This is a genomic window from Knoellia remsis, assembly GCF_003002895.1.
GTDB lineage: Bacteria > Actinomycetota > Actinomycetes > Actinomycetales > Dermatophilaceae > Knoellia > Knoellia remsis.
In genome coordinates this window covers 31307-55429 of sequence record NZ_PVTI01000007.1, presented here as the reverse complement: position 1 = coordinate 55429, position 24123 = coordinate 31307, and the positions used below count along the sequence as shown (strand labels likewise).

The window sequence follows — 24123 nt, the reverse complement described above, 5'->3', positions numbered from 1 at the left end:
CTGTGGCCGCCCCAGCGTCGCTGCTGGGACGGCCACAGTCTTGTCGAAGCGGTGGACTACGTCACCTGCTCCGGGTCACTTCTCGACGGTCACCGAGGAGAACGTCTCAGCGGTGAGCGGGCTCGGGGTGAGGCCCTTGACCTTCTCGCTCACCACGAGGGCCGGCGGGGAGTGGCTGATCGCCAGACCCGGCAGGTCCTGCTCCATGATCTGCTGGTTGACCTTCTCGTATGCCGCGGCGCGCTCGGCCTCGTCGACGATGGCGTCGGCGGCCTCGAGGTCCTTCGAGAGCTGGGCGCCGTAGGACGTCACCGAGGTCTGGAAGTCGTTGGCCTTGAGGTTGCCGAAGAACGTGCCGATGAAGTTGTCCGGCGAGTCGTAGTCACCGGTCCAGCCGAGGAGCCACGCGTCGTAGCCGCCGTTGTCGACGGTGTCGAGGTAGCCGCCGTTCCACGGAGCGGTGACGACCTGGACCTTGATGCCGACGGCCTCGAGGTCGGCGCGCAGCGCCTCGTAGATCTTCTGCGGGTCCGGCATGTAGGGACGCGACACCTCGGACGGGTAGGCGAACTGGAGCGTCATCCCCTCGGCGCCGGCCTCCTTGAGGAGCTGCTGTGCCTTGGCCTTGTCGTAGGCGTAGGGCTGCAGGTCCTTGTTGAAGCCGGAGACGGTGTCGGGCATGAACTGCGTCGCGACCTTGGCGCCCTCCGGCAGCTGCGTCTTGACCAGCTGCTCACGGTTGAGGGCGTAGTAGAGGGCCTGACGGACCTTGAGGTCCTTGAGCTTGGGGTTCTTCTTCGGGTTCAGGCCCACGTACATGATGTTGAACGCCGGACGGATGAGCACCTGGTTGCCGGCCTGCTCCAGGCCACCCCAGTCGGCCGGGTTCGGCAGGTCGTAGCCGTCGATGCTGCCGGCCTCGAGCTCCTGACGACGCGTGGACTCGTCCGGGATGATCTTGAAGACGAGCTTGGCCGTCTTGGCCTTCTCGCCCCAGTAGTCGTCGTTGCGGACGAGCGTGACCGTCTTGTTGCCCTCGTCGTACTTGTCCAGCTTGTACGGGCCGGTGCCGACCGGGTTCTTGGCGTAGGCGGGGTAGCCGAAGCCGTCACCCTGCTTGGTGACGTTGTTGGCGTCGCCCTCCTTGAGCGCCTTCGGCGACTGCATGGAGAAGGAGTCGAGCGAGAGGGCCGTCGGGAACTTCGACGTGGAGCGGCTGATCTTGATGACCGCGGTGCTCTCGTCGGTCGCCTCGCAGCCCTGGTAGAGCGCGGCCGCGCCGTCGGACTTGAAGCCGCCCATGACGTCGGCCCAGTAGCCGGCCGGGCCACCCTGGGCGACCTCGTTCTGGTCGGACATGCGCTCGAAGTTGTAGCAGACGGCCTCGGCGTTGAACGGCTCGCCGTCCCAGAACTTCACGCCCTGGCGGAGCTTGAAGGTCCACGTCTTGCCGTCGGCCGACGGCTCCCAGCTCTCGGCGAGCTCGGGCTGGATCTCGGCCGTGCCGGGCTTGATGCCGACAAGGCCCTCCATCATCTGGCGGGTGACGCGGAACGTCTCGCCGTCGGTGGCGTAGTAGGGGTCGAAGAGCTCGGGGGCGCCGGCGGCGCCGAACGTGATGGTGTCCTTGACGTCGCCGCCGCCGCTGCCGGCGTCACCGCCGTCCTCACGGTCGGACTGGGCGCAGGCGGTGAGAGTGAGGGCGAGCGCCGCCACGGCGGCAGGTGCGGCCTTCCGCGTGTACTTCATGAATACCTCGCTTGATGTGCGAGCCCGGGGCCACGGTTGGCTTCCCGAGCGGTGGTGCGACCATGCAGCGAGCGCGGGTGTGCCGTGCCACGCTGCCTCGGACGGGTTGACCCTAGCGACATTTGTCGCGGACCGAGCCGAGGTCGGTCATTGTTTATCGGAGTGAGACCCGCGCACGAGAGGACGTCCCGGATGGGTCACAGCACGCCGCGCAGCTCCGCGCCGGCGCCGGTCGAGGTGGTCGGGGCGGCCATCGTCGACGATCTCGTGGCTCCGACCCGGCTGCTCGCCGCCCGCCGCACCGAGCCGGCGGCGCTTGCCGGTGGGTGGGAGCTGCCGGGCGGCAAGGTCGACCCGGGGGAGACCTGCGCGGAGGCGCTGCACCGGGAGATCCGCGAGGAGCTCGGGGTCGAGGTCGCCCTCGGCGACCGGGTCGACGGCCCGCTGGAGCGCGGCCGCTGGCCGCTCGGGACGGCATACGCGATGACCGTGCATCTCGCGACGGTGACGGCAGGCGAGCCCGCGCCGATCGAGGACCACGACGCGCTGCGGTGGGTGACCGAGGACGACCTGTATGCCGTGGCGTGGCTGCCCGCGGACCTGCCGGTCGTCGAGGCGGTCGCCGCGCGTTTTCGTCCCCGCGCCAAACCCTGAGACACTGGGCATCATGCCCATCACCACTCGCGACGACATCCGCAACGTCGCCATCGTCGCGCACGTCGACCACGGCAAGACCACCCTCGTCGACAAGATGCTCTGGGAGTCCGGCGCCTTCGCCGAGCGCGCCACCGTCGAGAGCACGGGGGAGCGGGTGATGGACTCCGGCGACCTCGAGCGCGAGAAGGGCATCACCATCCTCGCGAAGAACACCGCCGTGCACTACGCCGGCAAGGCGGCGGCCGACGCCGGACTCGCCGACGGCCTGACGATCAACATCATCGACACCCCCGGCCACGCCGACTTCGGCGGCGAGGTCGAGCGCGGCCTGTCCATGGTCGACGGTGTCGTCCTGCTCGTCGACGCCTCCGAGGGCCCGCTGCCGCAGACCCGCTTCGTGCTGCGCAAGGCGCTCGCCGCGAAGATGCCGGTGGTCCTGTGCATCAACAAGGTCGACCGTCCGGACTCGCGCATCCAGGAGGTCGTCGACGAGGTCTACGAGCTGTTCATCGACCTCGACGCGAGCGAGGAGCAGATCGAGTTCCCCATCGTCTACGCCTCCGCCAAGGCCGGCCGGGCGTCCCTCGAGCGTCCCGGTGACGGCGACCTGCCCGCGGACGAGAACCTCGAGGCGCTCTTCAGGACGATCATCGAGACGATCCCGGCGCCGACCTACGACACCGACGCCCCGCTCCAGGCGCACGTCACAAACCTCGACGCCTCGAACTTCCTCGGCCGCCTCGCCCTGCTCCGCGTCCACAACGGTGAGATTCGCAAGGGCCAGCAGGTCGCGTGGTGCAAGCACGACGGCTCCATCGAGCGGGTCCGCATCACCGAGCTGCTCATGACCGAGGCGCTCGAGCGCAAGCCGCTCGACGAGGGGCAGGCCGCCCGCCCCGGCGACATCATCGCCATCGCCGGCATCCCCGACATCATGATCGGCGACACCATCGCCGACGCCGAGGACCCGCGCCCGCTGCCCGTCATCACCGTCGACGAGCCGGCCATCTCCATGACCATCGGCACGAACACGAGCCCGCTCGTCGGCCGTGGCCCGACCAAGGGCACCAAGGTCACCGCGCGCATGGTCAAGGACCGGCTCGACAAGGAGCTCATCGGCAACGTCTCGCTGCGCGTGCTGCCCACCGAGCGCCCGGACGCATGGGAGGTCCAGGGCCGTGGCGAGCTCGCGCTCGCGATCCTCGTCGAGCAGATGCGCCGTGAGGGCTACGAGCTCACCGTCGGCAAGCCGCAGGTCGTCACCAAGCAGGTCGACGGGAAGCTGCACGAGCCGGTCGAGCGGCTCACCATCGACACCCCGGACGAGTTCCTCGGCGCGATCACCCAGCTGCTCGCCGCCCGCAAGGGCCGCATGGAGCAGATGACGAACCACGGCACCGGCTGGGTGCGCATGGAGTTCCTCGTGCCGTCGCGCGGGCTCATCGGCTTCCGCACCCAGTTCCTCACCGAGACCCGTGGCGCCGGCATCGCCCACCACGTCTTCGAGGGTTACGAGCCGTGGTTCGGCCCGATCACCACGCGCACGAGCGGCTCGCTCGTCGCGGACCGCGCGGGTGCGGTGACGTCCTACGCGATGGTCAACCTGCAGGAGCGCGGTGCGCTCTTCACCGAGCCCGGCACCGAGGTCTACGAGGGCATGATCGTCGGCGAGAACTCGCGCGCCGACGACATGGACGTCAACATCACCAAGGAGAAGAAGCTCACCAACGTGCGCGCCTCCTCCGCCGACAACTTCGAGAAGGTCGTCCCGGCCCGTCGGCTCAGCCTCGAGCAGTCGCTCGAGTTCTGCCGTGAGGACGAGTGCGTCGAGGTGACCCCGGACGCCGTGCGCATCCGCAAGGTCGAGCTCGACCAGACCGTCCGCGCCCGCTCGGCCGCCCGGGCGCGCAAGGCCTGACCGAGGCGGCCCCTCTCACCGAGGGCACAGGAACAGCAGGGAGCATCACCGACGTGACCACGCGCAGCGACCGCCACCAGACTCGCCGTCGGCCTCGTGACCGGCGACGCCAGACGATCGCCGCGGGCGCCGTGGCAGCGGCCCTCGTCGCGGGCATCGCCGGATGCAGTGTCCTCGGTGGCGACGACGAGGCGGCCACGCCCCAGACCACCGCCGCGGCGGAACGCACCGACGACAAGGGCGGCACCCTCAAGGCGATGTCGCTCGGCCCGGTGCTCGCCTGGGACCCCCAGCGCATCTCCTCGCGGGACGACGCCGCGTTCGCCGGACGCACGTTCCTGCGCACGCTCACGGCCTACGCCCCGAGCATCGACGCGGGCAAGCAGGCCGGCCTCGTCGGGGACCTGGCGACCGACACGGGCAAGCCGAACAAGACCCTGACCTCCTGGGCGTTCACGCTGCGCGACGGGGTGGCGTGGGAGGACGGCAGCCCCGTGACGTGCGAGGACGTCAAGTACGGCATCTCCCGCTCGTTCGCCACGACGGTCATCACCGGGGGCGCGACGGACGCACTCGCGGTGCTGGCCGTCCCGAAGAACCCCGACGGCACCTCGGTCTACGCCGGTCCGTATGCACCGGCGAGCCCGGCCACCACGGCCGGCAAGGCGGCATACGACACGGCGGTCACCTGCAAGGACCGGACGATCACCTTCGCGCTCAGTGCGCCGGTGAGCGACTTCAACGAGATGGTCACGCAGGCAGCCTTCGCGCCGGTGAAGAAGGAGAAGGACCAGCGCGACAAGGGCACCTTCGCCGTCTTCTCGAACGGGCCCTACAAGCTGGCGTCGCCCTGGCGCGCCTCGACGGGAGGCACTTGGGTCCGCAACCCGGCGTGGAAGGAGTCCACCGACGTCGTGCGCAAGGCCTACCCGGACCGGATCGAGTACCAGGAGGGCATCGAGACCCAGACGGTCGCCCAGCAGATCATCGCCGACGGCGAGAACTCCCGGGCCGCGGTCTCGCTCGGGTCGGTCCCGCCGGCGATCCAGCAGAACATCGTCACCGTCAACGCGCTCAGCCGACGATCCGCCACCGCCGGAACCGGGCTCGTGGACTACCTCGTGCCCAACCTGCGCAGCAAGGTCTTCGCGACGCCGCAGGCACGCCAGGCCCTGTCCGTCGCCACGAACCGCGAGGCCTACGTCACCGCACTCGGCGGTGCGACGACGGCCCGCCCCAGTCGCACCCTCATCCCCTCCGCCCTCCCGGCCCACCACGAACAGGACCCACTCAAGTCGGGCCGTCGAGGTGACCCCGAGCGGGCCAAGGCCCTGCTCGCCGAGGCCAAGCTCACGCTCCCGGTCCCCATCCGCGTCGCCTACCGCTCCAGCCCGACGGCCGACAAGGCCATGGCTGCACTCGTGGCCGGCTGGACCGAGGCCGGGTTCGCCCCCACGGTCAGCAAGCTCGACGACGAGTACTTCACGACGATCGCCCGTCCCCAGGCGGCGGGGGCCTACGACGTCTTCTGGTCGAACTGGGCTCCCGCCTGGGCCTCGGCGAGCACCATCCTTCCGGCGCTCTTCGACAGCACCATCAACCTCACCGCAGCCGGTCCGGGGCGTGACTACGGGTACTTCAGGGACCCCGCCATCGACGCCGAGATCAAGCGCATCCCGACCATCGCCGACCGCGCCGAACGCGAGAAGGCCTGGGCCGCGCTCGACGTGCGGCTGCAGACGCTCGGTGCCTACATCGGGCTGGCGGAGCGCCGCGCGCTCTACATCGCGGGCAGCGACGTCCGCAACCTCTCGGTCAACGAAGTCACCGGGGGCGTCGTCGAGTTCGCCGACATCGCGGTCCGGTGATGTCGGCGCCGCACCGGCTCCTCTTCGTCCACGCTCACCCCGACGACGAGACCTTGGCGACGGGCGTGGCGATCCTGCACCACGTCGCCCGCGGGGACGACGTCCATGTGCTCACCTGCACCCTGGGGGAGGAGGGCGAGGTCATCCCGGCCGAGCTCGCCCACCTCGAGGGCGCCGAGGGAGATCCTCTGGCCGAGCACCGTCGCGGTGAGCTCGCCGGCGCCGTCGAGGTTCTCGGGGTGACCCACCACCTGCTGGCGGCTGGGCGCGACGGCGCGCGGACGGCATACCGCGACTCCGGGATGGTCGGCTCCGCTGCCTTCGAGCACCCGCGTGCCTTCGCCGCGGCAGACCTGGAAGAGGTCGCCGCCGAGGTGCGCCGGGTCATCGACGAGGTCGACCCCGATGTCGTCGTCACCTATGACGAGAACGGCGGTTACGGCCATCCGGACCACATCAGGGTCCATGATGCGGTGCGCTGGGCGCTCGCCGAGATGCCCTCTGCACCAACGCTTTTCGTGACCGTGACGCCGCATTCGTGGGTCCTCGAGGATCGCGCCTGGCTCGTCGAGCACGTGCCTGACGAGGCCGGGTATGCCGTCCCAGCGGCTGGCGATCCCGTCGCGCCGTCCGTGGTCGCGGACGAGCTCGTGACCCATGCGGTCGTCGACCCCGGTGTCGTGCCACGCCAGCAGGAGGCGCTTCGGGCGCACGCGACGCAGGTCGTCGTGGGTGACGGCTGGTTCGCCCTGTCCAACGACATCGCGGCCCGCCTCGCCGGCCGCGAGGGTTATGCCGTGCTCGACCCCGAGACCGGTGAGCTGCTCGGCGCCGCCGGTGGACGCGACCGGCGACGTCGAGGGCTCACGGGGGAGGAGCGATGAGGACGCCCGAGGAGGAAGCGGCGGCCGGGGCCTTCCGGCTGGCCATGGGGCGGCTCGCCCAGGGCGTCTGCGTCGTCGCGACCACCGCGGGTGGTCACGACCACGCCTTGACGGCGAACACGGTGACGAGTGTCTCGCTCGATCCGCTGCTCCTGCTCGTCTGCGTCGAGACCGACGCCCGCTTCCACGACGCGGTGCGGGAGGCAGGCGTGTTCGGGGTGAGCGTCCTTGCTGCCGACCAGCGGGCCGCCGCCGACTGGTTCGCCACGCCCGGCCGGCCGCTCCCGGGGCAGCTCGACCGGGTCGCCCATCACCGGGGCGATCTGGGGGTCCCGCTCCTCGACGACGCCCTCGCGACCTTCGAGTGCGCGGTGCGCGACATCCATCCGGCCGGCGACCACAGCATCGTCGTGGCGGAGGTCCGGGTGAGCGCACTCGGACGGAGCACCCGGCCCGCTCTCGTACACTTCAGGGGGGCGTACTCCGCGCTCACCTGAGCCCGGGAGTCGTGTCGGCGCGCGTCGCGCGTGCCGTCTGCCCCTACCATCGTCACCACAACCACCGGCAAGGACCAGCAGATGATCGACGAGTTCGACAGCGAGGCGACCACGCCGCGACGCCGCAGGACCGCGGTGTTCGCCCTCGTCGGCGGACTGCTCGTCCTCATCGCCGCCTACGTCGGAGCCGCCGCGTGGGCCAGCGGGCGCACGCCGAGCGACACGAAGATCGGTGGTGTCCAGGTCGGCGGGCAGAGCACCGCCCAGGCCCGGTCCACCCTCGAGAAGGGGATCCAGGAGCGCGTCTCCGCCCCCGTCACCCTCAAGGTCGGCGAGGCCACCGCGACGCTCAACCCGGTCCAGGCGGGTCTCACCGCCGACCTCGACGCGTCCGTCGAGGACCTCACCGGCTTCAGCCTCAGCCCGGTCAAGATCGTCAACCAGCTCACCGGTGGCGTGACGCGCCCCCTCGTCACACAAGTCGACACCGACAAGCTCACCGCGGCCGTCACGGCCGCGGCCAAGCCGCTCGCCGTCGCTGCCAAGGAGGGCTCGATCTCCGTCGCCGGAGGCAAGGTGGCCGTCGTCCAGCCGGTCAAGGGCCGGACCGTCGACGTCGAGAAGACGGTCGACGCCGTGGCCGAGTCGTGGCCGCGCACCTCCCCGCTCGTGGCACCGGTCAACGAGTCGGCACCCAAGGTCACGGCCGACGAGCTGGCCCGGGTCAAGACCGAGTTCGCCGACAAGGCCATGTCCGGTCCCGTCACCGTCAAGGCGGGGGAGAAGTCCTTCGAGGTGTCCGCGAAGGCGCTCGCACCGGCCATCAGCTTCCCCGCCGACGCCAACGGCAAGGTCACGCCGAAGTTCGACGACAAGAAGATCATCGACGCAGTCCACGACGCGGGCGAGGACGCCGAGGTCACCGTCGACGCGAAGGACGCCACGGTGCGCTACCGCGGCGGCCAGCCGCAGGTGGTCCCGGCCCGCACCGGCCTCGCGCTCGACGAGAGCAAGATCGTCGCGGCCGTGACCCCGGCGCTCACCTCTGCCGACCGCACGGCCACCATCCCGGTCAAGGTCACCCAGCCGAAGTTCACCACCGAGGAGGCGAAGGCCACCCTCCCGAAGGGGCTGGTGTCCACCTTCACCACCTACTTCGACCCCAACGGCGGCGGCCGCGTGACGAACATCCGCATCGCCGCCCGCACCATCAACGGCATGTACATCCCGCCGGGTGGCACCTTCAGCCTCAACGCCGCCCTCGGACAGCGCACGCCGGACAAGGGCTACGAGAAGGGTGGCGTCATCAACGGCGGCCGCCTCGAGGAGAACTACGGCGGCGGCACCTCGCAGGTGTCGACGACGGTGTTCAACGCGGCCTTCTTCGCCGGCATGAAGTTCGAGGAGTACAAGCCGCACGGGTTCTACATCTCCCGCTACCCCGAGGGGCGCGAGGCGACGCTGTCCTGGCCCGACCTCGACATGCGCTTCGTCAACACCACCGACGGTGGCATCCGCATCGTCGCCAGCTCGACCGGCGGCCAGATCACGGTCGCGTTCTACGGCACCAAGAAGTGGGACATCACGGCGTCGAAGAGCTCCCGGAGCAACATCGTGCAGTGGAAGTCCTTCACCGACGACTCCCCGAAGTGCATCACGATGAACCCCAACGTCGGGTTCGACGTCACCGTCACGCGCACGTTCAAGCAGAACGGCGCGACCGTGAAGACCGACAAGTTCTTCACCCGCTACAAGCCGGAGAACAAGGTCACCTGCACGCACCCCGACGCGAAGTAGTGCCGGGGCGCCTCACGGGTCCCGGTGCGGGCGCGTGAGGTACACGTAGGCGTGGTGCCGCTCGAACCCCAGGCCCTCGTAGAGGGTGAGTGCCGCCGCGTTGTCGGAGTCGGTCTGCAGGTGCAGTGACGGTATGCCGTCCGCGCGCGCCGAGCGCGCGAGCTCACCGACGACGGCGCGCGCGAGACCGCGACGACGGTGGGTCGGCGCCACCCACATCGCCGCAACACCGGCCCAGCCGACGCCCTCACCGAGCCGGCCGATGGCGACCGGCCGACCGCCGTCCCGGACCGTCGCGAACACCTGTCGGGAGGAGCCGGTCAAGATCGCCCGGGCCGCGACCTCGTCGATCCGGCGGTACGTGGCCATGGCCTCGAGCCACTCGTCGGTGAGCTCGGTCCCGGTCTCGACGGCGACGTCGGGAGCGTGCCCTTCGGCCACGACTCGGGACGACGCCGTGAGGGTGAGCGTGGGGACACGGTCGGTGTACCCGCGTTCGAGCAGGACCGCGCCGACCCGGTCGGCGGTGACGTCGAACCCGACGGGTCTGGCGACCATGAACGTCGACGGCAGGCCGCGCGCGGCATACCACTGCTCGGTGCGCGTGACCGCCTCGTCGACCGGCACGCCCGGGTCCCCGAGCGGCAGGGCGGAGTTGCCGCGGCCGGTGAAGCCGCGCGAGGCGTGCAGGTGCCAGCCGCCGAGGCGCTCGCGCTCCATCGGCGGCCACGCGTCGACCATGGTGCGCTGGAGGTCGTCGATGCCGACGGCCCGGTGCGGGGCGCCGCGGCGAACAGGGCGTGGGGGGAGGGGTTTCGCGGCGACGATGCGGTCGCGCGGGATCGTCACCGGACCCCGGCGAGTGGCGACGACGACGGCCGAGGGGGTGCGCTCGAGGAGCTCGCCGACGCTGTCGGTGAGCGACGGCCGGCCGGGCACGGCAGCGGACTCGGCGGGGTCGAGCCGGTGCCGGACGACGACCCGCGCCCCGATGTGGACGGCGTCGAATGCGGCGGACACGCTCCGCATACTATGGAGGGCATGACGTACGTGATCGCGCAGCCCTGTGTCGACCTCAAGGACAAGGCCTGCATCGAGGAGTGCCCGGTCGACTGCATCTACGAGGGTGAGCGATCGCTCTACATCCACCCCGACGAGTGCGTCGACTGCGGCGCCTGCGAGCCGGTGTGCCCCGTCGAGGCGATCTACTACGAGGACGACATCCCCGAGCAGTGGGCCGACTACTACAAGGCCAACGTCGAGTTCTTCGACGACCTCGGCAGCCCCGGTGGTGCGGCCAAGATGGGTCTCATCCCCAAGGACCACCCGCTCATCGCGGACCTGCCGCCGCAGGTCCACGACGAATGAAGCTTCCCGACTTCCCCTGGGACTCGCTCGCTCCGGTCAAGGAGCGGGCGAGTTCTGCTGTGGTGCCCGACGGCCTCGGGCTCGTCGACCTCTCGGTCGGGACGCCGGTCGACCCGACGCCCGAGGTCGTGCAGGAGGCGCTGCGGTCGGCGTCGAACGCGCCGGGCTACCCGCAGACGTGGGGGACGCCGGCCCTGCGCGAGGCGGTCGCGGCGTGGTTCGCGGAGCGTCGTGGCGTGCCGGACGTCGACCCCGACGGGGTGCTGCCGACGATCGGCAGCAAGGAGCTCGTCGCATGGCTGCCGACGCTCATGGGGCTGGGCGCCGGTGACGTCGTGGGTTTCCCGTCGGTGGCCTACCCGACCTACGACGTGGGCGCCCGCCTCGCGGGAGCCGCGCCCCTCGCCGTCGACGGGCTCGCCGCGCTCGGCCCCCTCACGCCGGCGACGACGCCGAAGCTGTTGTGGCTCAACACTCCCGGCAACCCCACGGGTCAGGTCCTCGGGGTCGAGCACCTGGCCAAGGTCGTCGACTGGGCGCGCCGCCACGGTGTCGTCGTGGCGAGCGACGAGTGCTACGCCGAGCTCGACTGGCGCGAGGACCGTCGCGCCGGCGAGCCGCCGACGACGCCGTCGATCCTCGACCCGCGGGTCACGGGCGGGTCGCACGAGGGCCTGCTCTGCATCTACTCGCTCTCGAAGCAGTCCAACCTCGCCGGCTACCGGGCCGCCTTCGTCGCCGGCGACCCGGCCCTCGTGCGCCGGCTGCTCGAGGTGCGCAAGCATGCCGGGATGATCCCGCCGTGGCCGGTCCAGGTCGCGCTCACCGCAGCGGTGTCCGACAGCTCCCACGTCGAGGAGCAGAAGGCGCGGTATGCCGCGCGGCGGGCAGTCCTGCTGCCTGCGGTGCGCGAGTTCGGCCTCGAGGTGACCCACAGCGAAGCCGGGCTCTACCTCTGGGCGAGCGCCGGCGAGGACGCCTGGGTGACCCTGGACCGGTTGGCCGCGCGCGGCATACTCGCGGCGCCCGGCACCTTCTACGGGCCCGCGAGCGGGCAGCACGTGCGGATCGCGCTGACCGCCGACGACGAGCACATCGCGGCGGCGGCGGCCAGGCTCGCTGCGCCCGGAGCCTGACCGCCCGCCTCGGACAGCCGCCCTCCGGCAGCCGCCCTCCGGCGGCTGCCCTCAGGCAGCTGCCGGGTCCCCGACCCGCTCGCGCGCTCCACGGCTGAGCACCGCGTCGAGGCCGAACCGGCCGGCGCCCGCCGCGGCGAGGGCCAGCGCGCCCGCGCCGAGCGCGATGACGTAGGAGGGCCCACCGTTCGCGACGAAGAAGCCGTTGCCGAGGTGGGCGATGAGGGCCGCCGCGGCCATGTGGACGGCGAGGACCACGCCGACGAGTGTGGTGAAGGCGCCCGCGAGGAGGGCGAGGCCGCCGACGACCTCCAGGACGATCGCGACGACGGCGGTGACGTCGGGCAGGGGAGCGCCCATGCTCGCAAAGGCCTTCTGGGTGCCGGAGACGCCTTGGGCGGTCAGCTTCTGCCAGCCGTGCATGAAGAAGGTGATCCCGAGACCGAGGCGGGCGAGGAGGAGCAGGACGTCGCGGGCCGGAGCGGGGAGGGTGGGCATGGGTGACCTTTCGGTGGCGGCAGGGGCTCCGGGCGCGCGGCCCGGTGACCGCACCGTAGGCAGCGCGACTGACCGTCACCTGACCGGCACCTGACGAGAACCTGACCACCGGGTCAGGGCGGGGTCAAGGCCGGTGCCGTGACGGGGCAGGGCCGGGGCGAGAGGGGTCAGGGCCGGGTCAGGGCCGGCTCGGTGCCGGGTCAGGGGGTCTGGCGCGAGACCACCCTTGCCGGACGCTCGTCCCCCTGAGGTAGCGTCACTCGTGCGTGAGCGACGCACCACCTGCGGCCTCGCCTCAAGACGTTTAAGGACTGATCTGAACGATGAGCACTGACTCCGCGACCTCCGCCACCTTCACGGTCGCCGACACCACCCTCGACCTCCCGATCGTCAAGGCGACCGAGGGCAACGACGGCTACGACATCGCCAAGCTGCTCAAGGAGACCGGCGACACGACCCTCGACATCGGGTTCGTCAACACCGCGTCCTGCACCAGCGCCATCACCTACATCGACGGTGACGCCGGCATCCTGCGCTACCGGGGCTACCCGATCGACCAGCTGGCCGAGAAGTCCAGCTTCCTCGAGGTGTCCTACCTGCTCATCTACGGCGAGCTGCCGACGGAGGCCGAGCTCGAGGACTTCACCGAGCGGGTCCGCCAGCACACGATGCTGCACGAGGACCTCAAGTCGTTCTTCCGTGGCTTCCCGCGCGACGCCCACCCCATGCCGGTGCTCTCCTCCGCCGTGTCCGCGCTCGGCACCTTCTACCAGGACAGCCTCGACCCCTTCGACAAGGCGCACGTCGAGATCTCCACGATCCGCCTCCTCGCGAAGCTGCCGACGATCGCGGCCTACGCGTACAAGAAGAGCATCGGCCAGCCGTTCCTCTACCCGGACAACCGGCTCTCGCTCACCGAGAACTTCCTGCGGATGACGTTCGGTGTCCCGGCGACGGACTACGACATCGACCCCGACATGGTCAAGGCGCTCGACCAACTGCTCATCCTGCACGCCGACCACGAGCAGAACTGCTCGACGTCGACGGTTCGCCTCGTCGGCTCCGCCCACGCGAACCTCTTCAACTCGGTCTCGGCCGGCATCCACGCCCTCTCCGGCCCGCTGCACGGCGGCGCCAACTCGGCCGTCCTCGAGATGCTCGACGGCATCCTCGAGAGCGGCGGTGACGTCGACACCTTCGTCAAGAAGGTGAAGAACAAGGAGGACGGCGTCAAGCTCATGGGCTTCGGGCACCGGGTCTACAAGAACTACGACCCGCGCGCGGCCATCATCAAGAAGACGACCGACACCATCCTCAACAAGGACGGCGTCGGCGACCCGCTGCTCGACATCGCCCTCCAGCTCGAGCAGCGCGCCCTCGAGGACGACTACTTCATCGAGCGCAAGCTCTACCCGAACGTCGACTTCTACACGGGCCTCATCTACAAGGCGATGGGCTTCCCGACGAAGATGTTCACCGTCCTGTTCGCCATGGGCCGGCTCCCGGGCTGGATCGCGCAGTGGCGCGAGATGATCGAGGACCCCGCGACCAAGATCGGCCGCCCGCGGCAGGTCTACACCGGCGAGACCGAGCGCGACTACCGCGCCATCGGCGACCGCTGAGCGGCGGCGAGTCGGGCCGCTCGGGTGAGCGGACGGCATACGCCACGAACGGACGAAGGGCCCACGCCTGCACGGCGTGGGGCCCTTCGTCACGGGTGGTGCTCAGTTCAGGTGGAGCACGACCTGGCCGTCGGGTGCGGGCGGGTCGGCGCGCTGCCACTCGTAGGCCGAGGAGTCGCTGCTGCGCGTCCACGTCCGGTCACCGTAGGTGACCCCGGTGATGCCGGTGTCGACGGCCTTCGCGACCGACCACTGGGCGACCGACCAGCCGATCTGGTCGTTCGGCACCTCCACAGTGAGCGTCCCGGCGCGCTCACCGGCCGACGCGTCGAGGCGGTACTCGTTCTCGAGCAGACGCCCGATCATGTCGACGTCGGCCTCGCCCTGGGGGTCGTCGAGCCGGCAGCCGAGGGAGCGCTCCGTGTGCCCGGCGAGGGTCGACGCGAGGACACGCCCTTCCATCTCGTGGTCGGCGTAGGCCTCGGGGTAGGCGGACCGCTGCACCTCCTGGGCGACCTCGGTGATGCTCGCGTCCTGCCAGCCGTCGACCTTGACGAGGGCGTCGTAGAACTTGTTCGTCGAGTACTCCGGGTCGAGGATCTGCTCGACGGTGCCCCAGCCCTGGGACGGGCGCTGCTGGAAGAGTCCGACGGAGTCGCGGTCGCCGTAGCGGATGTTGCGCAGCTTCGACTCCTGGATGGCCGTCGCGAGCGCGATCGTCGCCGCCCGGGCCGGCAGGCCGCGCCGCAGCGCGAGCGCCGTGATGGTCGCGGCGTTGCTCATCTGCTCGGGGTCGAAGTCGACGGTCGTGTCCGCGGCCGTCGCCTGGCACCGAGGGCCGACGAAGTCTCCGAGCAGCTGCCGGCCGCCCACCCAGGCCCCGAGGGCCAGAACCGCGACGAGCGCCACGATGACTCCCCGGGCGACCCAGCGCGACCGACCTCGCCGGGGGGACTCCTCGGCGAGGGTGATGCCGCCGCGGGTCGTGCGCATCAGTTGGCGTGGAGGGCCGAGTTGAGGACGATGCCGTGGCCGTCGCGGGGGCGGGCCTCGACGGCACCGGTCACCGAGTTGCGCAGGAAGAGCAGGTTCGACTGGCCGGACAGCTCGGCCGCCTTGGCGACGGAGCCGTCGGGGAGGGTCACCTTGGTGCCCGCGGTGACGTAGAGGCCGGCCTCGACGACGCAGTCGTCACCGAGGGCGATGCCGAGACCGGACTCGGCGCCGAGGAGGCAGCGCTCGCCGATGGCGACGCGCTCGGTGCCGCCGCCGGAGAGGGTGCCCATCGTCGACGCGCCGCCGCCGATGTCGGAGCCGTCGCCGACGACGACGCCCTGGCTGATCCGCCCCTCGACCATGGAGGTGCCGAGCGTCCCGGCGTTGAAGTTGACGAAGCCCTCGTGCATGACGGTCGTCCCGCTCGCGAGGTGGGCGCCGAGCCGGACCCGGTCGGCGTCGGCGATGCGGACGCCCGCGGGCACGACGTAGTCGGTCATGCGGGGGAACTTGTCGACGCCGAAGACCTGCACCGGCCCGCGGGCGAGCAGCCGCAGCCGGGTCTCCTCGAAGCCGTCGACGGCGCACGGGCCGGCACTCGTCCACACGACGTTGGTCAGCGCGCCGAAGATGCCGTCGAGCGAGATCGAGTTCGGCGTGACGAGCCGGTGCGAGAGCAGGTGGAGGCGCAGCCACGCGTCGGCGGTGTCCTCAGGGGCGGCGTCGAGGTCGATCTCGACGCGGCGAACCTCACGCGTGACGCCGCGGGCGTCGTCGCCGACGGCGAGTGCCTCGAGTCCCTCCGGGGCGGTGGCGTCGCCGGCCTCGCCCAGGGCCGGAGCGGGGAACCAGGCGTCGAGAACGGTGTCTCCGTGGAGGGTGAGCAGGCCGAAGCCGTATGCCGTGCGCGCAGTCATGCGCCCAAGCCTAGGGGGCCGACCTGACCGCTCCCTGACGGCTCCCGGTGTGCGGACCGGCGGCCTGCGCGGCGCTCCACGTCGTGGTCGATAGGGTCGCCGGTATGCCGCTCGACCTCAGCTCCGACGTCGTCACCCTCACCGCCGCCCTGTGCGACATCGAGTCCGTCAGCCTCGACGAGGCGGCCCTCGCGGACGCCATCGAGGAGGCGCTGACGGCCCTGACGCACCTCACCGTGACGCGGATCGGCAACACCGTCGTCGCCCGCACCGACCTCGGGCGCGGCGAACGGGTCGTCCTCGCCGGGCACATCGACACGGTCCCGCTCACCGACCCGCCGAACCTCCCGACGCGTCGTCTCCCGGGCAGCGGCGACGAGGGCGAGGTCCTCTGGGGTCGCGGCACCGTCGACATGAAGGGCGGCGTCGCCGTCCAGCTCCGCCTCGCCGCCACGGTGCCGGCACCGAGCCGCGACGTCACCTACGTCTTCTACGAGGGCGAGGAGATCGAGAGCGAGTACAACGGGCTGCTGCACATCCAGCAGCAGCGCCCCGAGCTCATCGAGGACGCCGAGTTCGCCGTGCTCCTCGAGCCGACCGGCTCGATCGTCGAGGGCGGCTGCAAGGGCACTCTCCGCATCGACCTCACGACCAAGGGCACTGCGGCGCACTCCGCGCGTCCGTGGAACGGGCACAACGCCATCCACGACCTCGCCGACGTGCTCAGCCGCCTCGCGGCATACGAACCACGCACCGTGGTCGTCGACGGACTGGAGTTCCGTGAGGCACTCAACGCGGTCGGCATCTCCGGTGGCATCGCCGGCAACGTCATCCCCGACCGGGCGACGGTGACGGTGAACTATCGCTACGCGCCCGACCTCACCGAGGACGACGCCGTCGCGCACATGCACGAGGTGTTCGACGGGTTCACCTTCGCCGTGACCGACAACGCCGGGGGAGCGCGGCCCGGGCTCGACCTGCCGGCGGCCAAGGCGTTCGTCGACGCCCTCGGTGTCGAGGTCATCGCCAAGCAGGGCTGGACGGACGTCGCGCGGTTCCAGGCGATGGGCGTGCCCGCGGTGAACTTCGGCCCGGGCGACCCCAACCTCGCCCACCACGACGAGGAGCGCTGCCCCGTCAGCCAGCTCGAGTCGGCCGAGGCCGCCATGCTCAGGTGGCTCGCCTAGGTTGGTGCCGTGACGAACACCAGCTCCGACGACACCACTGGCGCGCAGAAGCCCTGGGACGGTACGCGCGACTACCACAAGGGGCCGGTCCTCATGCGGCGCTCGGCCGTCCCCGAGGAGACGACCGACCAGCGGCTCCTCGACAGCCGCGGCCCGGCCGACTGGGTGCATGCCGACCCGTGGCGCGTCCTGCGGATCCAGTCCGAGTTCGTCGAGGGCTTCGGTGCGCTCGCCGAGCTCGGCCCGGCCGTGAGCGTCTTCGGCTCGGCCCGCACGAAGCCGGACGACCCGACCTACGCCCTCGGGCAGCACGTCGGCGCCGCGCTCGTGGAGGCAGGCTATGCCGTCATCACCGGGGGCGGCCCCGGCGCGATGGAGGCGGCCAACAAGGGCGCCCTCGAGGCCGGTGGCACGTCGGTCGGCCTCGGGATCGAGCTGCCCTTCGAGACCGGTCTCAACGAGTACGTCGACCTCGGCGTGAACTTCCGCTACTTCTTCGCCCGCAAGACGATGTTCGTCAAGTACGCGCAGGGGTTCGTCGTGCTGCCCGGTGGGTTCGGCACCCTCGACGAGCTCTTCGAGGCGATCACCCTCGTCCAGACCCAGAAGGTCACGTCGTTCCCCATCATCCTCATGGGCACGGCCTACTGGCAGGGACTGCTCGACTGGCTGCGCGGCTCGCTGCTCGCGGCGGGGACGATCAGCGCCAAGGACCTCGACCTCGTCACCGTGACCGACGACGTTGACGAGGCGGTCGCGACGATCGTGCGCGCGGACCGCTCCCGGGCCGAGGTGCCCGAGGGCACCGGCATGCACCCCGAGTGACGCCTAGGCTGCTGCGCATGGATCCGGTCGTGCTCGTCGTCCTCGGGGCGCTCGCCGCTGCCGTCGTCGCGGTGACGGCGCTCGTCGCGACCGGTCGTCTCGCGATGACACCGATGAGCGAGACGACGACGGGTCGCCCACCGCTGGACTTCCCGGACGAGCCGTCGAGCACGGACGTCGACGGGCTGCGCCTCGGCACGAGCGCGTGGGGGTACGCGCCGGCGGAGGTCGACGCGGCCCTCGACGAGCGCCGGGATCGCCTCGCGGAGCAGGAGCGGCTGCTCTTCGAACGCCCTCAGGTCGACGCGGCGCCGAGGGATCCGGCGTCGACGGATTCGACTGGCCGGACCGGCCCGCCGGACGGGGCAGGGGAGTCGCGTCGTGTTCACCCTGACGCGTGAGACGTCGGCGACGCCGGAGGCACTGTGGGGCCGCGTTGCCGCCCTCGACCGGCACGCCGACACCGTCCCGCTGACGACGACACTCGCCGACCCCGGTCCGCCCGGTCCCGGGTGGCGGTTCGCCGTCCGTACCCGGCTCGGGCCGCTGCGCTTCGACGACCCGATGGTCGTCGAGGAGTGGGATCCGCCGCGCAGCTGGCGGGTGCGCAAGCTCGGCCCGCTCGGCGGATGGGCCACCGCGCGAGTCGAACCGTATGCCGGGGGCGCGCGCCTCACGTGGACCGAGGAGCTGTGGCTGCGGGGGCCGCGCCAGCGTGAGATCCCCGTCGTCGGATGGCTCACCCGCGTCGTCGGCGACCTCGTCGGACCGTTCGTCTTCGGGCCGGTCGCCGACCGGCTCGTCGACCCCCGGCTCGACGACGACCAGGGCGCCGACCCGAACGCCGACCGAGAGGCGCGCTCATGATCTGGGCCGCCCTCGTCAGCGTGCCCGTCGTGCTCGTGGCGGTGGGCCTCGCGTGGCTGCTGCAGCGCAGGCAGCAGGAGCAGGCGGGCGGCCTCCGGCAGCAGCTCGTCGGCTACCCGGTCGACCGCGTCGACGAGGTGCTCGCTCGGCTCGACGCGCGGATCGCCGCGAACGACGCCCTTCTGCGCCAGCGCGGCCTCGGCTCCACGACCCGTGCGTCTGCGTCGATGGGCAGGAACCTGACCATCGACGCAGACGCGAGCCCGGGGGTGACCGAAGCGGAAGCGGAGCCGGCGGCGGACGACCCACCCTTCGCCCTCGACGAGACCGCCCCCGAGACCCAACCGCCGCTGCGGTGGGGGTGGGTCGACCTCGCCGTCATCGCGGCATACGTCGCGACAGCGCTGCACGTGCTCTCCGGACTCATCGGCCGCACCGCGAGCGGCTATCTCTCCCAAGGGGTCCAGGACCACCAGGCGTTCGAGTGGTACTTCGGTGCGTCGGCCCACAACGTCGCGACCCTGTCGAACCCGTTCTTCAGCGACCGGCAGAACTTCCCCGACGGCGTCAACCTCATGGCGAACGCGACCGTGACCGGGCTGGGCATCCCGCTGGCCCCGCTCACCCTCATTGCCGGCGCGCACGTGACCTTCTTCGTCGTCGAGCTGCTCGGCCTCGCCGGCACCGCGGCCGCGTGGTACTGGTTCTTCCGCCGCCGTGGTCTGCTGCGGGTGGGGGCCGCCCTCGGCGGCTGGTTCACCGGGTTCGCGCCGGCGATGGTCTCGCACGCCAACGGGCACCCGAACTTCGTCGCCCAGTTCCTGCTGCCGGTCATCGTCGACCGTCTCGTCGTCCTCGGCCTGCGGGAGCCGGGCCGCCGCCCGCGACCCGTCCGGGACGGAGTGGTCCTCGGGCTCCTCGTCGCCTGGCAGGTCTTCATCGGCGAGGAGCCGCTGCTGCTCATGGCGCTCGCCCTGCTCGTCGTCGGTGTCGTCCTCCTCGCGCACGGCCTCATCGACCTGCGGCCGCTGCTCACCGGCGTGGGTGTCGGTGCTGCGGTGTGTCTCGCCATCGTCGCCGGGCCGCTGTGGTGGCAGTTCTTCGGGCCGCAGAGCTACACCTCGATCTTCCATCCACCCGGCGGCAACGACCTTGCGGCTCTGTGGGGTCGGGCCACCCGCACCGTGGGCGCCGACCCGTGGGCCTCGGCCGCGGTGTCGATGAACCGCACCGAGGAGAACTCGTTCTTCGGCGTGCCGCTGTGGCTGCTCTCGGCCGTCATCGTCATCGTGCTCTTCCGCCGACCCGTCGTGCGCGCGCTGGCCGTCCTCGTGGTGTTCTCCGCGTGGCTCTCCCTCGGAGAGGAGGTGGTCCTGCGCGGGCGACCCACCGGCATACCCGGCCTGTGGGCCCTGCTCGACGAGGTGCCGATCCTCGAGAACGTCCTCGCCACGCGGTTCGCGATGATGGCGATCCCCGCCTTCGCGGGCCTCATCGCCATCGGCGTGACCGCGGCGTTCCGGGCCTCACCGCTCACCGAGGACGACGCCGCGGAGGCGGACCTTCCGCGTTGGCAGCCGCGGGCCGGGGGCTGGCTCGCGGCCGCGGCGGCTGTTCTTGCCCTCGCACCGGTCTTCCCGACGGCGCTGCAGGTGGACCCGCGCCCGCCCGTGCCGCCCTTCTTCACCGGTGACGCGTGGCGCGACTACGTCGACGACGGCTCGGTCCTGGCGGTGCCCCCGACCGACATCGTGGACGCGCGCGCCTTCGACTGGCAGCTCGCGGCCGACACCCTCGCCTTCCCCATCGTCGAGGGCTACTTCGTGGGGCCGGACGGCGGACCGGACCGCGGCGGGCAGTACGGCGCCACGCGTCTGCCGTTCTCGCTGTGGCTCTATGACGTCAATGCCGCCAATGTGGCGACGCCGGCGACGCCGGGGCAACGGCAGCAGTTCCTCGAGGACCTGCGCACGTGGCGGACCGACGCCGTCGTCCTCCCGGTCGCGCGACCGCAGGCCGACGCACTGCGTGACTCGCTCGTCACCGTGCTCGGCGAGCCGCAGCGGGTCGCCGACGTCTACGTGTGGGACGTCCGGGAGCTGACGTCGTGACGACGCAGGCCGGGGCGGCGGAGGCTCCCCGGGTCGACGAGACCGCCCCCACCGACCGGCCACCTCTCGGGAGGCGCCTCGCGGCTGAGGCGCTGGCGCACCCCGTGCGCACCGTCCTGCTCGTCTACGTGGTGTCCCGTGTCGTCGCACTCCTCGCCATGTGGGTCGCCGCCACGTGGTTCCAGAACCCCGCCGGCGTCGGGCACCTCGACCCCACCGTCGGCGACCTCATCCCGCTGTGGGATGCGCAGTGGTACGAGTCGATCGCGACCGATGGCTATCCGGTGCCGCTGCCCGCGGACCCGGTCACGGGCAAGCTCACCTACAGCGCGTGGGCGTTCTATCCGCTCTTCCCGCTCCTCGTGAAGGGGCTCATGCTGCTGGGGCTGCCCTTCACGGCCGCCGCCGTGGGGCTCAACGTCGTCCTGGGTGGGCTCGGCGCCGTCCTCATCTGGGCGGTCTTCCGGCACGGCCTGCACGCCGAGCCGCAGCCGGGGCGCGAGCGTCTCGCCCTCGTCGCCGCCTGCCTGTGGTGCTTCTACCCGGCCACGCCGGTGATGCTCAAGCCCTACACCGAGCCGCTCGCCGTCGTGCTCGTGGCGGCCTCGCTGCTCGCACTCATGCGTCGCCGGTATGCCGTCGTCGCGGCTCTCGCGGTCCCCCTCGGCTTCACCCGTGGCGTCGCACCGGCGATGGGATGTGCGGCCCTGATCCACCTCGTCGTCCGGATCCGTGAGGACCGGGCAGCGGGGGTCGCGCCGCTGCGCGGCCAGCGGGCCTCGGCGCTGCTCATGCTCGTCGTCACCGGCCTGTCCGGCATCGCCTGGCCCGTCGTCGCCGGCGTCGTGAGCGGCCTTCCGACGGCGTTCTTCGACGTCCAGCAGGCCTGGGGCCAGGACCCGGCGTCGGGCCCGTTCGTCCTCTGGCTCGAGTGGGCGTGGGACGCCCGCGGGCTCGTCGGGCTGCTCGTCCTGCTGGCTCTCGCGGGGACCTACCTCGCCCTCATCCTCGGCCGCCATGGACGGTGGGTCCCGGTCGAGCTGCGCGCCTGGGCGGTGGCCTACCCGCTGTACCTCTTCGCCGTCGTCCGTCCCATCACGAGCATGTGGCGATTCCTCCTGCTCGACTTCCCGCTCGCGGCGCTGCTCGCCAGCGTCGCGATGCGCACGTCGAGCGGGGAGCGCGTCGTGCCGCACTGGCGGCGGCGCGTGGCAGTGCTTCTCGTGCCCATCGTCGCGGGGTTGGTCTGGTGGACGTGCGCCCTGCTCACCTACACCCCGTGGAGCTCACGTCCGCCGTGATCCGCGGCCACCGTCCCACCACATCGGCCCCGATTTCGTCTGTGCAGGAGGCACCGGGATAATGGTCACCAGACCGGTGCGCCAACCGGACGTGAACACGTGACGCACGACCCGTGCGCTGCGGCAACGAAGGGAACACCCATGGCGGCAATGAAGCCCAGGACGGGCGACGGCCCTCTCGAGGTCACCAAGGAGGGCCGCGGCATCGTGCTCCGCATGCCCCTGGAGGGTGGTGGCCGTCTCGTGGTCGAGATGACCCCGGACGAGGTGCGGGCGCTGGGTCAGGCGATCGACGACTGCGAGGCGCTGAAGAAGTGACCCGTCGCGGCACGCCGTGCACGCGCTGACGAAGGCCTCCACCGCGACGGTGGGGGCCTTCGCCCGTCCCCGGCGTCGGTACTGTTCACCCGTGCCCGTCGAAGACCTCCTCTCCCCGTCCGTCGCCACCTGGACCGCGGGTGACGCCCCGCTCACCGACGTCCTGGCCGACCACGAGAGCGACGACGTCGCGCTCGTCGTGGGTGTGCGCGGCGGCGACGCTGCCTGGGAGCCACGCGTGCGCGCGACGCTGACCGATGTCGGCTTCGACGTCGACGAGCTGCTCGAGACGCACGAGCCGGCGACGAAGCCCGGTGCGAGCACCCTCGTCCGCCTGCCCCGGGGCCGGCACGCCGCGCGAGTCCTCGTCCTCGTCGGTGTCGGCGACGGCACCGCTGACGACCTGCGCGCCGCCGGCGCCGCCGCCGGCCGCGCCACCCGGGACCGTGACGCCGTCGTCGTCCTCGGCCCGGCGGCGGACGAAGGCGGCCACGCGGCGTTCGTCGAGGGCCAGGTCCTCGGCGCCTGGGCGCCCACCCGGCTCACCGGCGACGGCTGGGCGCCCGGCGCGCAGGGCCCCCGTGAGGTCGTCACGGTGGACATGGAGGCCGACGTCGTCGAGCGCGCCGTACGCCGCTCGCGAGCCGCGCTCGTGGCCCGCAACCTCGCCAACACCCCCGCGAACATCAAGAACCCCGCCTGGATGGCACGGCAGGCGCGCACGGTCGCCCGGCGTTCCGGCCTACAGGTCGAGGTCCTCGACGAGAAGGCGCTCGCCCGGGACGGGTTCGGCGGCCTCATGGCAGTGGGTGGCGGTTCGGCCACCCCGCCGCGGCTCGTCCGGCTGAGCTGGGCGCCCGACGGCGCCGACGACGACACACCGCACGTCGTCCTCGCCGGCAAGGGCATCACCTTCGACTCCGGCGGCCTGCAGGTCAAGCCGCCGGAGGCCATGACCGCGATGAAGACCGACATGTCCGGCTCGGCGATCGTGCTCGCGGTGCTGGACGCCTGTCGTGACCTCGAGGTGCCGGTCCGGGTCACCGGCCTGCTGGCCCTCGCCGAGAACATGGTGAGCGCGACGGCATACCGGCCCGGAGACGTCATCACGCACTTCGGTGGGCGGACCACGGAGGTCTCCAACACCGACGCCGAGGGGCGGCTCGTCCTCGCCGACGCGCTCGCGTGGGCGGACGCACGGCTCGACCCGGACGTCCTCGTCGACATCGCCACCCTCACCGGTGCCGCACGGGTCGCGTTGGCACGCACGATGGCGCCGATCTATGCGACGGACGACCAGGTGGCGGAGGCGCTGCGCTCGGCTGGTGAGACGACGGGGGAGCGCGTCTGGCCCTTTCCCCTCGTCGACACCTACCGTCGAGCCATGAAGTCCGATGTGGCGGACATGAACCACATGGCGACTTCGGTCGGAGGTGGCTCCATCACCGCGGCCCTGTTCCTGCGCGAGTTCGTCGGGGACCGGCGCTGGGCCCACCTCGACATCGCCGGCCCCGGCCGGTCCGATGTCGACTCCGGGATCCTCAGCAAGGGAGGGACGGGGTTCGGCACACGTCTGCTGCTGCGATGGCTGGAGGGCCTGACATGAC

At 71.5% G+C, this 24123-nt stretch carries 22 protein-coding genes; 17 read left to right on the top strand and 5 right to left on the bottom strand.

From position 1 onward, the window contains the following. Window positions 1-75 precede the first annotated feature (75 nt). Window positions 76-1749, bottom strand: a complete 1674-nt coding sequence (locus BCF74_RS05900; RefSeq protein WP_106297030.1) for an ABC transporter substrate-binding protein — start codon at window positions 1747-1749, stop codon at window positions 76-78. Between the two features lie 192 nt (window positions 1750-1941). Between BCF74_RS05900 and BCF74_RS05895 the strand changes: the two genes are divergently transcribed. From BCF74_RS05895 to BCF74_RS05870, 6 genes are read left to right on the top strand one after another with little or no spacing between them, the layout of a single operon-like run. Continuing rightward, the gene (locus tag BCF74_RS05895) at window positions 1942-2403 is read left to right on the top strand and encodes a (deoxy)nucleoside triphosphate pyrophosphohydrolase (RefSeq protein ID WP_106297029.1); all 462 of its coding nucleotides are present in this window, start codon (window positions 1942-1944) and stop codon (window positions 2401-2403) included. Window positions 2404-2416: 13 nt separating this feature from the next. Continuing rightward, on the top strand, window positions 2417-4324 hold the full coding sequence (gene typA / locus BCF74_RS05890; RefSeq protein ID WP_106297028.1) for a translational GTPase TypA: 1908 nt from the start codon (window positions 2417-2419) through the stop codon (window positions 4322-4324). A gap of 53 nt (window positions 4325-4377) precedes the next feature. After that, entirely contained in the window at window positions 4378-6192 is a 1815-nt protein-coding gene (locus tag BCF74_RS05885) for an ABC transporter substrate-binding protein (RefSeq protein WP_245889240.1), read from the top strand. Then, on the top strand, window positions 6192-7076 hold the full coding sequence (gene mshB, locus BCF74_RS05880; RefSeq protein WP_106297027.1) for an N-acetyl-1-D-myo-inositol-2-amino-2-deoxy-alpha-D-glucopyranoside deacetylase: 885 nt from the start codon (window positions 6192-6194) through the stop codon (window positions 7074-7076). Before BCF74_RS05885 ends, mshB begins: the two co-directional genes overlap by 1 nt. After that, on the top strand, window positions 7073-7573 hold the full coding sequence (locus BCF74_RS05875; RefSeq protein WP_106297026.1) for a flavin reductase family protein: 501 nt from the start codon (window positions 7073-7075) through the stop codon (window positions 7571-7573). The genes mshB and BCF74_RS05875 overlap by 4 nt, the downstream gene beginning before the upstream one ends. A gap of 30 nt (window positions 7574-7603) precedes the next feature. Beyond that, window positions 7604-9370: a VanW family protein gene (locus BCF74_RS05870; protein ID WP_146132884.1), complete on the top strand. Its 1767-nt coding sequence runs from the start codon at window positions 7604-7606 to the stop codon at window positions 9368-9370. Between the two features lie 12 nt (window positions 9371-9382). Here the strand turns inward: BCF74_RS05870 and BCF74_RS05865 are convergent, their stop codons facing one another. Continuing rightward, complete coding sequence (locus BCF74_RS05865; RefSeq protein ID WP_170070148.1) at window positions 9383-10390, bottom strand: GNAT family N-acetyltransferase; 1008 nt, start codon at window positions 10388-10390, stop codon at window positions 9383-9385. A gap of 21 nt (window positions 10391-10411) precedes the next feature. On the opposite strand from BCF74_RS05865, the gene fdxA reads away from it, so the two are divergent. Both fdxA and dapC read left to right on the top strand, forming a co-directional pair. Continuing rightward, the gene (gene fdxA, locus BCF74_RS05860) at window positions 10412-10738 is read left to right on the top strand and encodes a ferredoxin (protein WP_106297095.1); all 327 of its coding nucleotides are present in this window, start codon (window positions 10412-10414) and stop codon (window positions 10736-10738) included. Further along, complete coding sequence (gene dapC, locus BCF74_RS05855; RefSeq protein WP_106297023.1) at window positions 10735-11874, top strand: succinyldiaminopimelate transaminase; 1140 nt, start codon at window positions 10735-10737, stop codon at window positions 11872-11874. The genes fdxA and dapC overlap by 4 nt, the downstream gene beginning before the upstream one ends. A 51-nt stretch (window positions 11875-11925) precedes the next feature. On the opposite strand, the gene BCF74_RS05850 is transcribed toward dapC, so the two are convergent. Continuing rightward, the gene (locus BCF74_RS05850) at window positions 11926-12372 is read right to left on the bottom strand and encodes a DoxX family protein (RefSeq protein ID WP_106297022.1); all 447 of its coding nucleotides are present in this window, start codon (window positions 12370-12372) and stop codon (window positions 11926-11928) included. Window positions 12373-12695: 323 nt separating this feature from the next. Here BCF74_RS05850 and BCF74_RS05845 point away from each other — a divergent pair, with 323 nt between their 5' ends. Beyond that, window positions 12696-13994 (top strand): citrate synthase, encoded by a 1299-nt coding sequence (locus BCF74_RS05845; protein WP_106297021.1) that lies wholly within the window; start codon window positions 12696-12698, stop codon window positions 13992-13994. A 102-nt stretch (window positions 13995-14096) separates the two neighbouring features. On the opposite strand, the gene BCF74_RS05840 is transcribed toward BCF74_RS05845, so the two are convergent. Both BCF74_RS05840 and dapD read right to left on the bottom strand, forming a co-directional pair. Further along, window positions 14097-14987 (bottom strand): hypothetical protein, encoded by an 891-nt coding sequence (locus BCF74_RS05840; protein WP_106297020.1) that lies wholly within the window; start codon window positions 14985-14987, stop codon window positions 14097-14099. After that, a complete protein-coding gene (gene dapD / locus BCF74_RS05835) occupies window positions 14987-15907 on the bottom strand; it encodes a 2,3,4,5-tetrahydropyridine-2,6-dicarboxylate N-succinyltransferase (protein ID WP_106297019.1) in 921 nt (306 codons plus the stop codon). Before dapD ends, BCF74_RS05840 begins: the two co-directional genes overlap by 1 nt. Window positions 15908-16011: 104 nt before the next feature. On the opposite strand from dapD, the gene dapE reads away from it, so the two are divergent. From dapE to BCF74_RS05800, 8 genes are all read left to right on the top strand, one after another. Then, complete coding sequence (dapE, locus tag BCF74_RS17550) at window positions 16012-17094, top strand: succinyl-diaminopimelate desuccinylase (RefSeq protein ID WP_218279203.1); 1083 nt, start codon at window positions 16012-16014, stop codon at window positions 17092-17094. A gap of 93 nt (window positions 17095-17187) precedes the next feature. After that, complete coding sequence (locus BCF74_RS17545) at window positions 17188-17919, top strand: LOG family protein (protein WP_218279207.1); 732 nt, start codon at window positions 17188-17190, stop codon at window positions 17917-17919. Window positions 17920-17936: 17 nt separating this feature from the next. Next, window positions 17937-18320, top strand: coding sequence for a hypothetical protein (locus BCF74_RS05825; protein WP_106297018.1), 384 nt, complete (start codon window positions 17937-17939; stop codon window positions 18318-18320). Further along, complete coding sequence (locus BCF74_RS05820) at window positions 18301-18786, top strand: SRPBCC family protein (protein WP_106297017.1); 486 nt, start codon at window positions 18301-18303, stop codon at window positions 18784-18786. Before BCF74_RS05825 ends, BCF74_RS05820 begins: the two co-directional genes overlap by 20 nt. Next, window positions 18783-20897 (top strand): glycosyl transferase, encoded by a 2115-nt coding sequence (locus tag BCF74_RS05815; protein ID WP_106297016.1) that lies wholly within the window; start codon window positions 18783-18785, stop codon window positions 20895-20897. The genes BCF74_RS05820 and BCF74_RS05815 overlap by 4 nt, the downstream gene beginning before the upstream one ends. Further along, a complete protein-coding gene (locus tag BCF74_RS05810) occupies window positions 20894-22198 on the top strand; it encodes a hypothetical protein (protein WP_245889239.1) in 1305 nt (434 codons plus the stop codon). The genes BCF74_RS05815 and BCF74_RS05810 overlap by 4 nt, the downstream gene beginning before the upstream one ends. A 141-nt stretch (window positions 22199-22339) precedes the next feature. Further along, window positions 22340-22516 (top strand): DUF3117 domain-containing protein, encoded by a 177-nt coding sequence (locus tag BCF74_RS05805; protein WP_082569572.1) that lies wholly within the window; start codon window positions 22340-22342, stop codon window positions 22514-22516. A 91-nt stretch (window positions 22517-22607) separates the two neighbouring features. Beyond that, window positions 22608-24122, top strand: coding sequence for a leucyl aminopeptidase family protein (locus tag BCF74_RS05800; protein WP_106297015.1), 1515 nt, complete (start codon window positions 22608-22610; stop codon window positions 24120-24122). Window position 24123 lies beyond the last annotated feature (1 nt).

What these genes read in the sequence shown, in the direction of transcription:
- BCF74_RS05815 (WP_106297016.1), top strand. Translation starts at nt 18,783, where the DNA reads ATGATCTGGGCCGCCCTCGTCAGCGTGCCCGTCGTGCTCGTGGCGGTG.
- BCF74_RS05875 (WP_106297026.1), top strand. Translation starts at nt 7,073, where the DNA reads ATGAGGACGCCCGAGGAGGAAGCGGCGGCCGGGGCCTTCCGGCTGGCC.
- dapD (WP_106297019.1), bottom strand. Translation starts at nt 15,907, where the DNA reads ATGACTGCGCGCACGGCATACGGCTTCGGCCTGCTCACCCTCCACGGA.
- BCF74_RS17545 (WP_218279207.1), top strand. Translation starts at nt 17,188, where the DNA reads ATGCGGCGCTCGGCCGTCCCCGAGGAGACGACCGACCAGCGGCTCCTC.
- BCF74_RS05845 (WP_106297021.1), top strand. Translation starts at nt 12,696, where the DNA reads ATGAGCACTGACTCCGCGACCTCCGCCACCTTCACGGTCGCCGACACC.
- BCF74_RS05805 (WP_082569572.1), top strand. Translation starts at nt 22,340, where the DNA reads ATGGCGGCAATGAAGCCCAGGACGGGCGACGGCCCTCTCGAGGTCACC.
- BCF74_RS05825 (WP_106297018.1), top strand. Translation starts at nt 17,937, where the DNA reads ATGGATCCGGTCGTGCTCGTCGTCCTCGGGGCGCTCGCCGCTGCCGTC.
- dapE (WP_218279203.1), top strand. Translation starts at nt 16,012, where the DNA reads ATGCCGCTCGACCTCAGCTCCGACGTCGTCACCCTCACCGCCGCCCTG.
- dapC (WP_106297023.1), top strand. Translation starts at nt 10,735, where the DNA reads ATGAAGCTTCCCGACTTCCCCTGGGACTCGCTCGCTCCGGTCAAGGAG.
- typA (WP_106297028.1), top strand. Translation starts at nt 2,417, where the DNA reads ATGCCCATCACCACTCGCGACGACATCCGCAACGTCGCCATCGTCGCG.
- mshB (WP_106297027.1), top strand. Translation starts at nt 6,192, where the DNA reads ATGTCGGCGCCGCACCGGCTCCTCTTCGTCCACGCTCACCCCGACGAC.
- BCF74_RS05900 (WP_106297030.1), bottom strand. Translation starts at nt 1,749, where the DNA reads ATGAAGTACACGCGGAAGGCCGCACCTGCCGCCGTGGCGGCGCTCGCC.
- BCF74_RS05895 (WP_106297029.1), top strand. Translation starts at nt 1,942, where the DNA reads ATGGGTCACAGCACGCCGCGCAGCTCCGCGCCGGCGCCGGTCGAGGTG.
- BCF74_RS05840 (WP_106297020.1), bottom strand. Translation starts at nt 14,987, where the DNA reads ATGCGCACGACCCGCGGCGGCATCACCCTCGCCGAGGAGTCCCCCCGG.
- fdxA (WP_106297095.1), top strand. Translation starts at nt 10,412, where the DNA reads ATGACGTACGTGATCGCGCAGCCCTGTGTCGACCTCAAGGACAAGGCC.
- BCF74_RS05850 (WP_106297022.1), bottom strand. Translation starts at nt 12,372, where the DNA reads ATGCCCACCCTCCCCGCTCCGGCCCGCGACGTCCTGCTCCTCCTCGCC.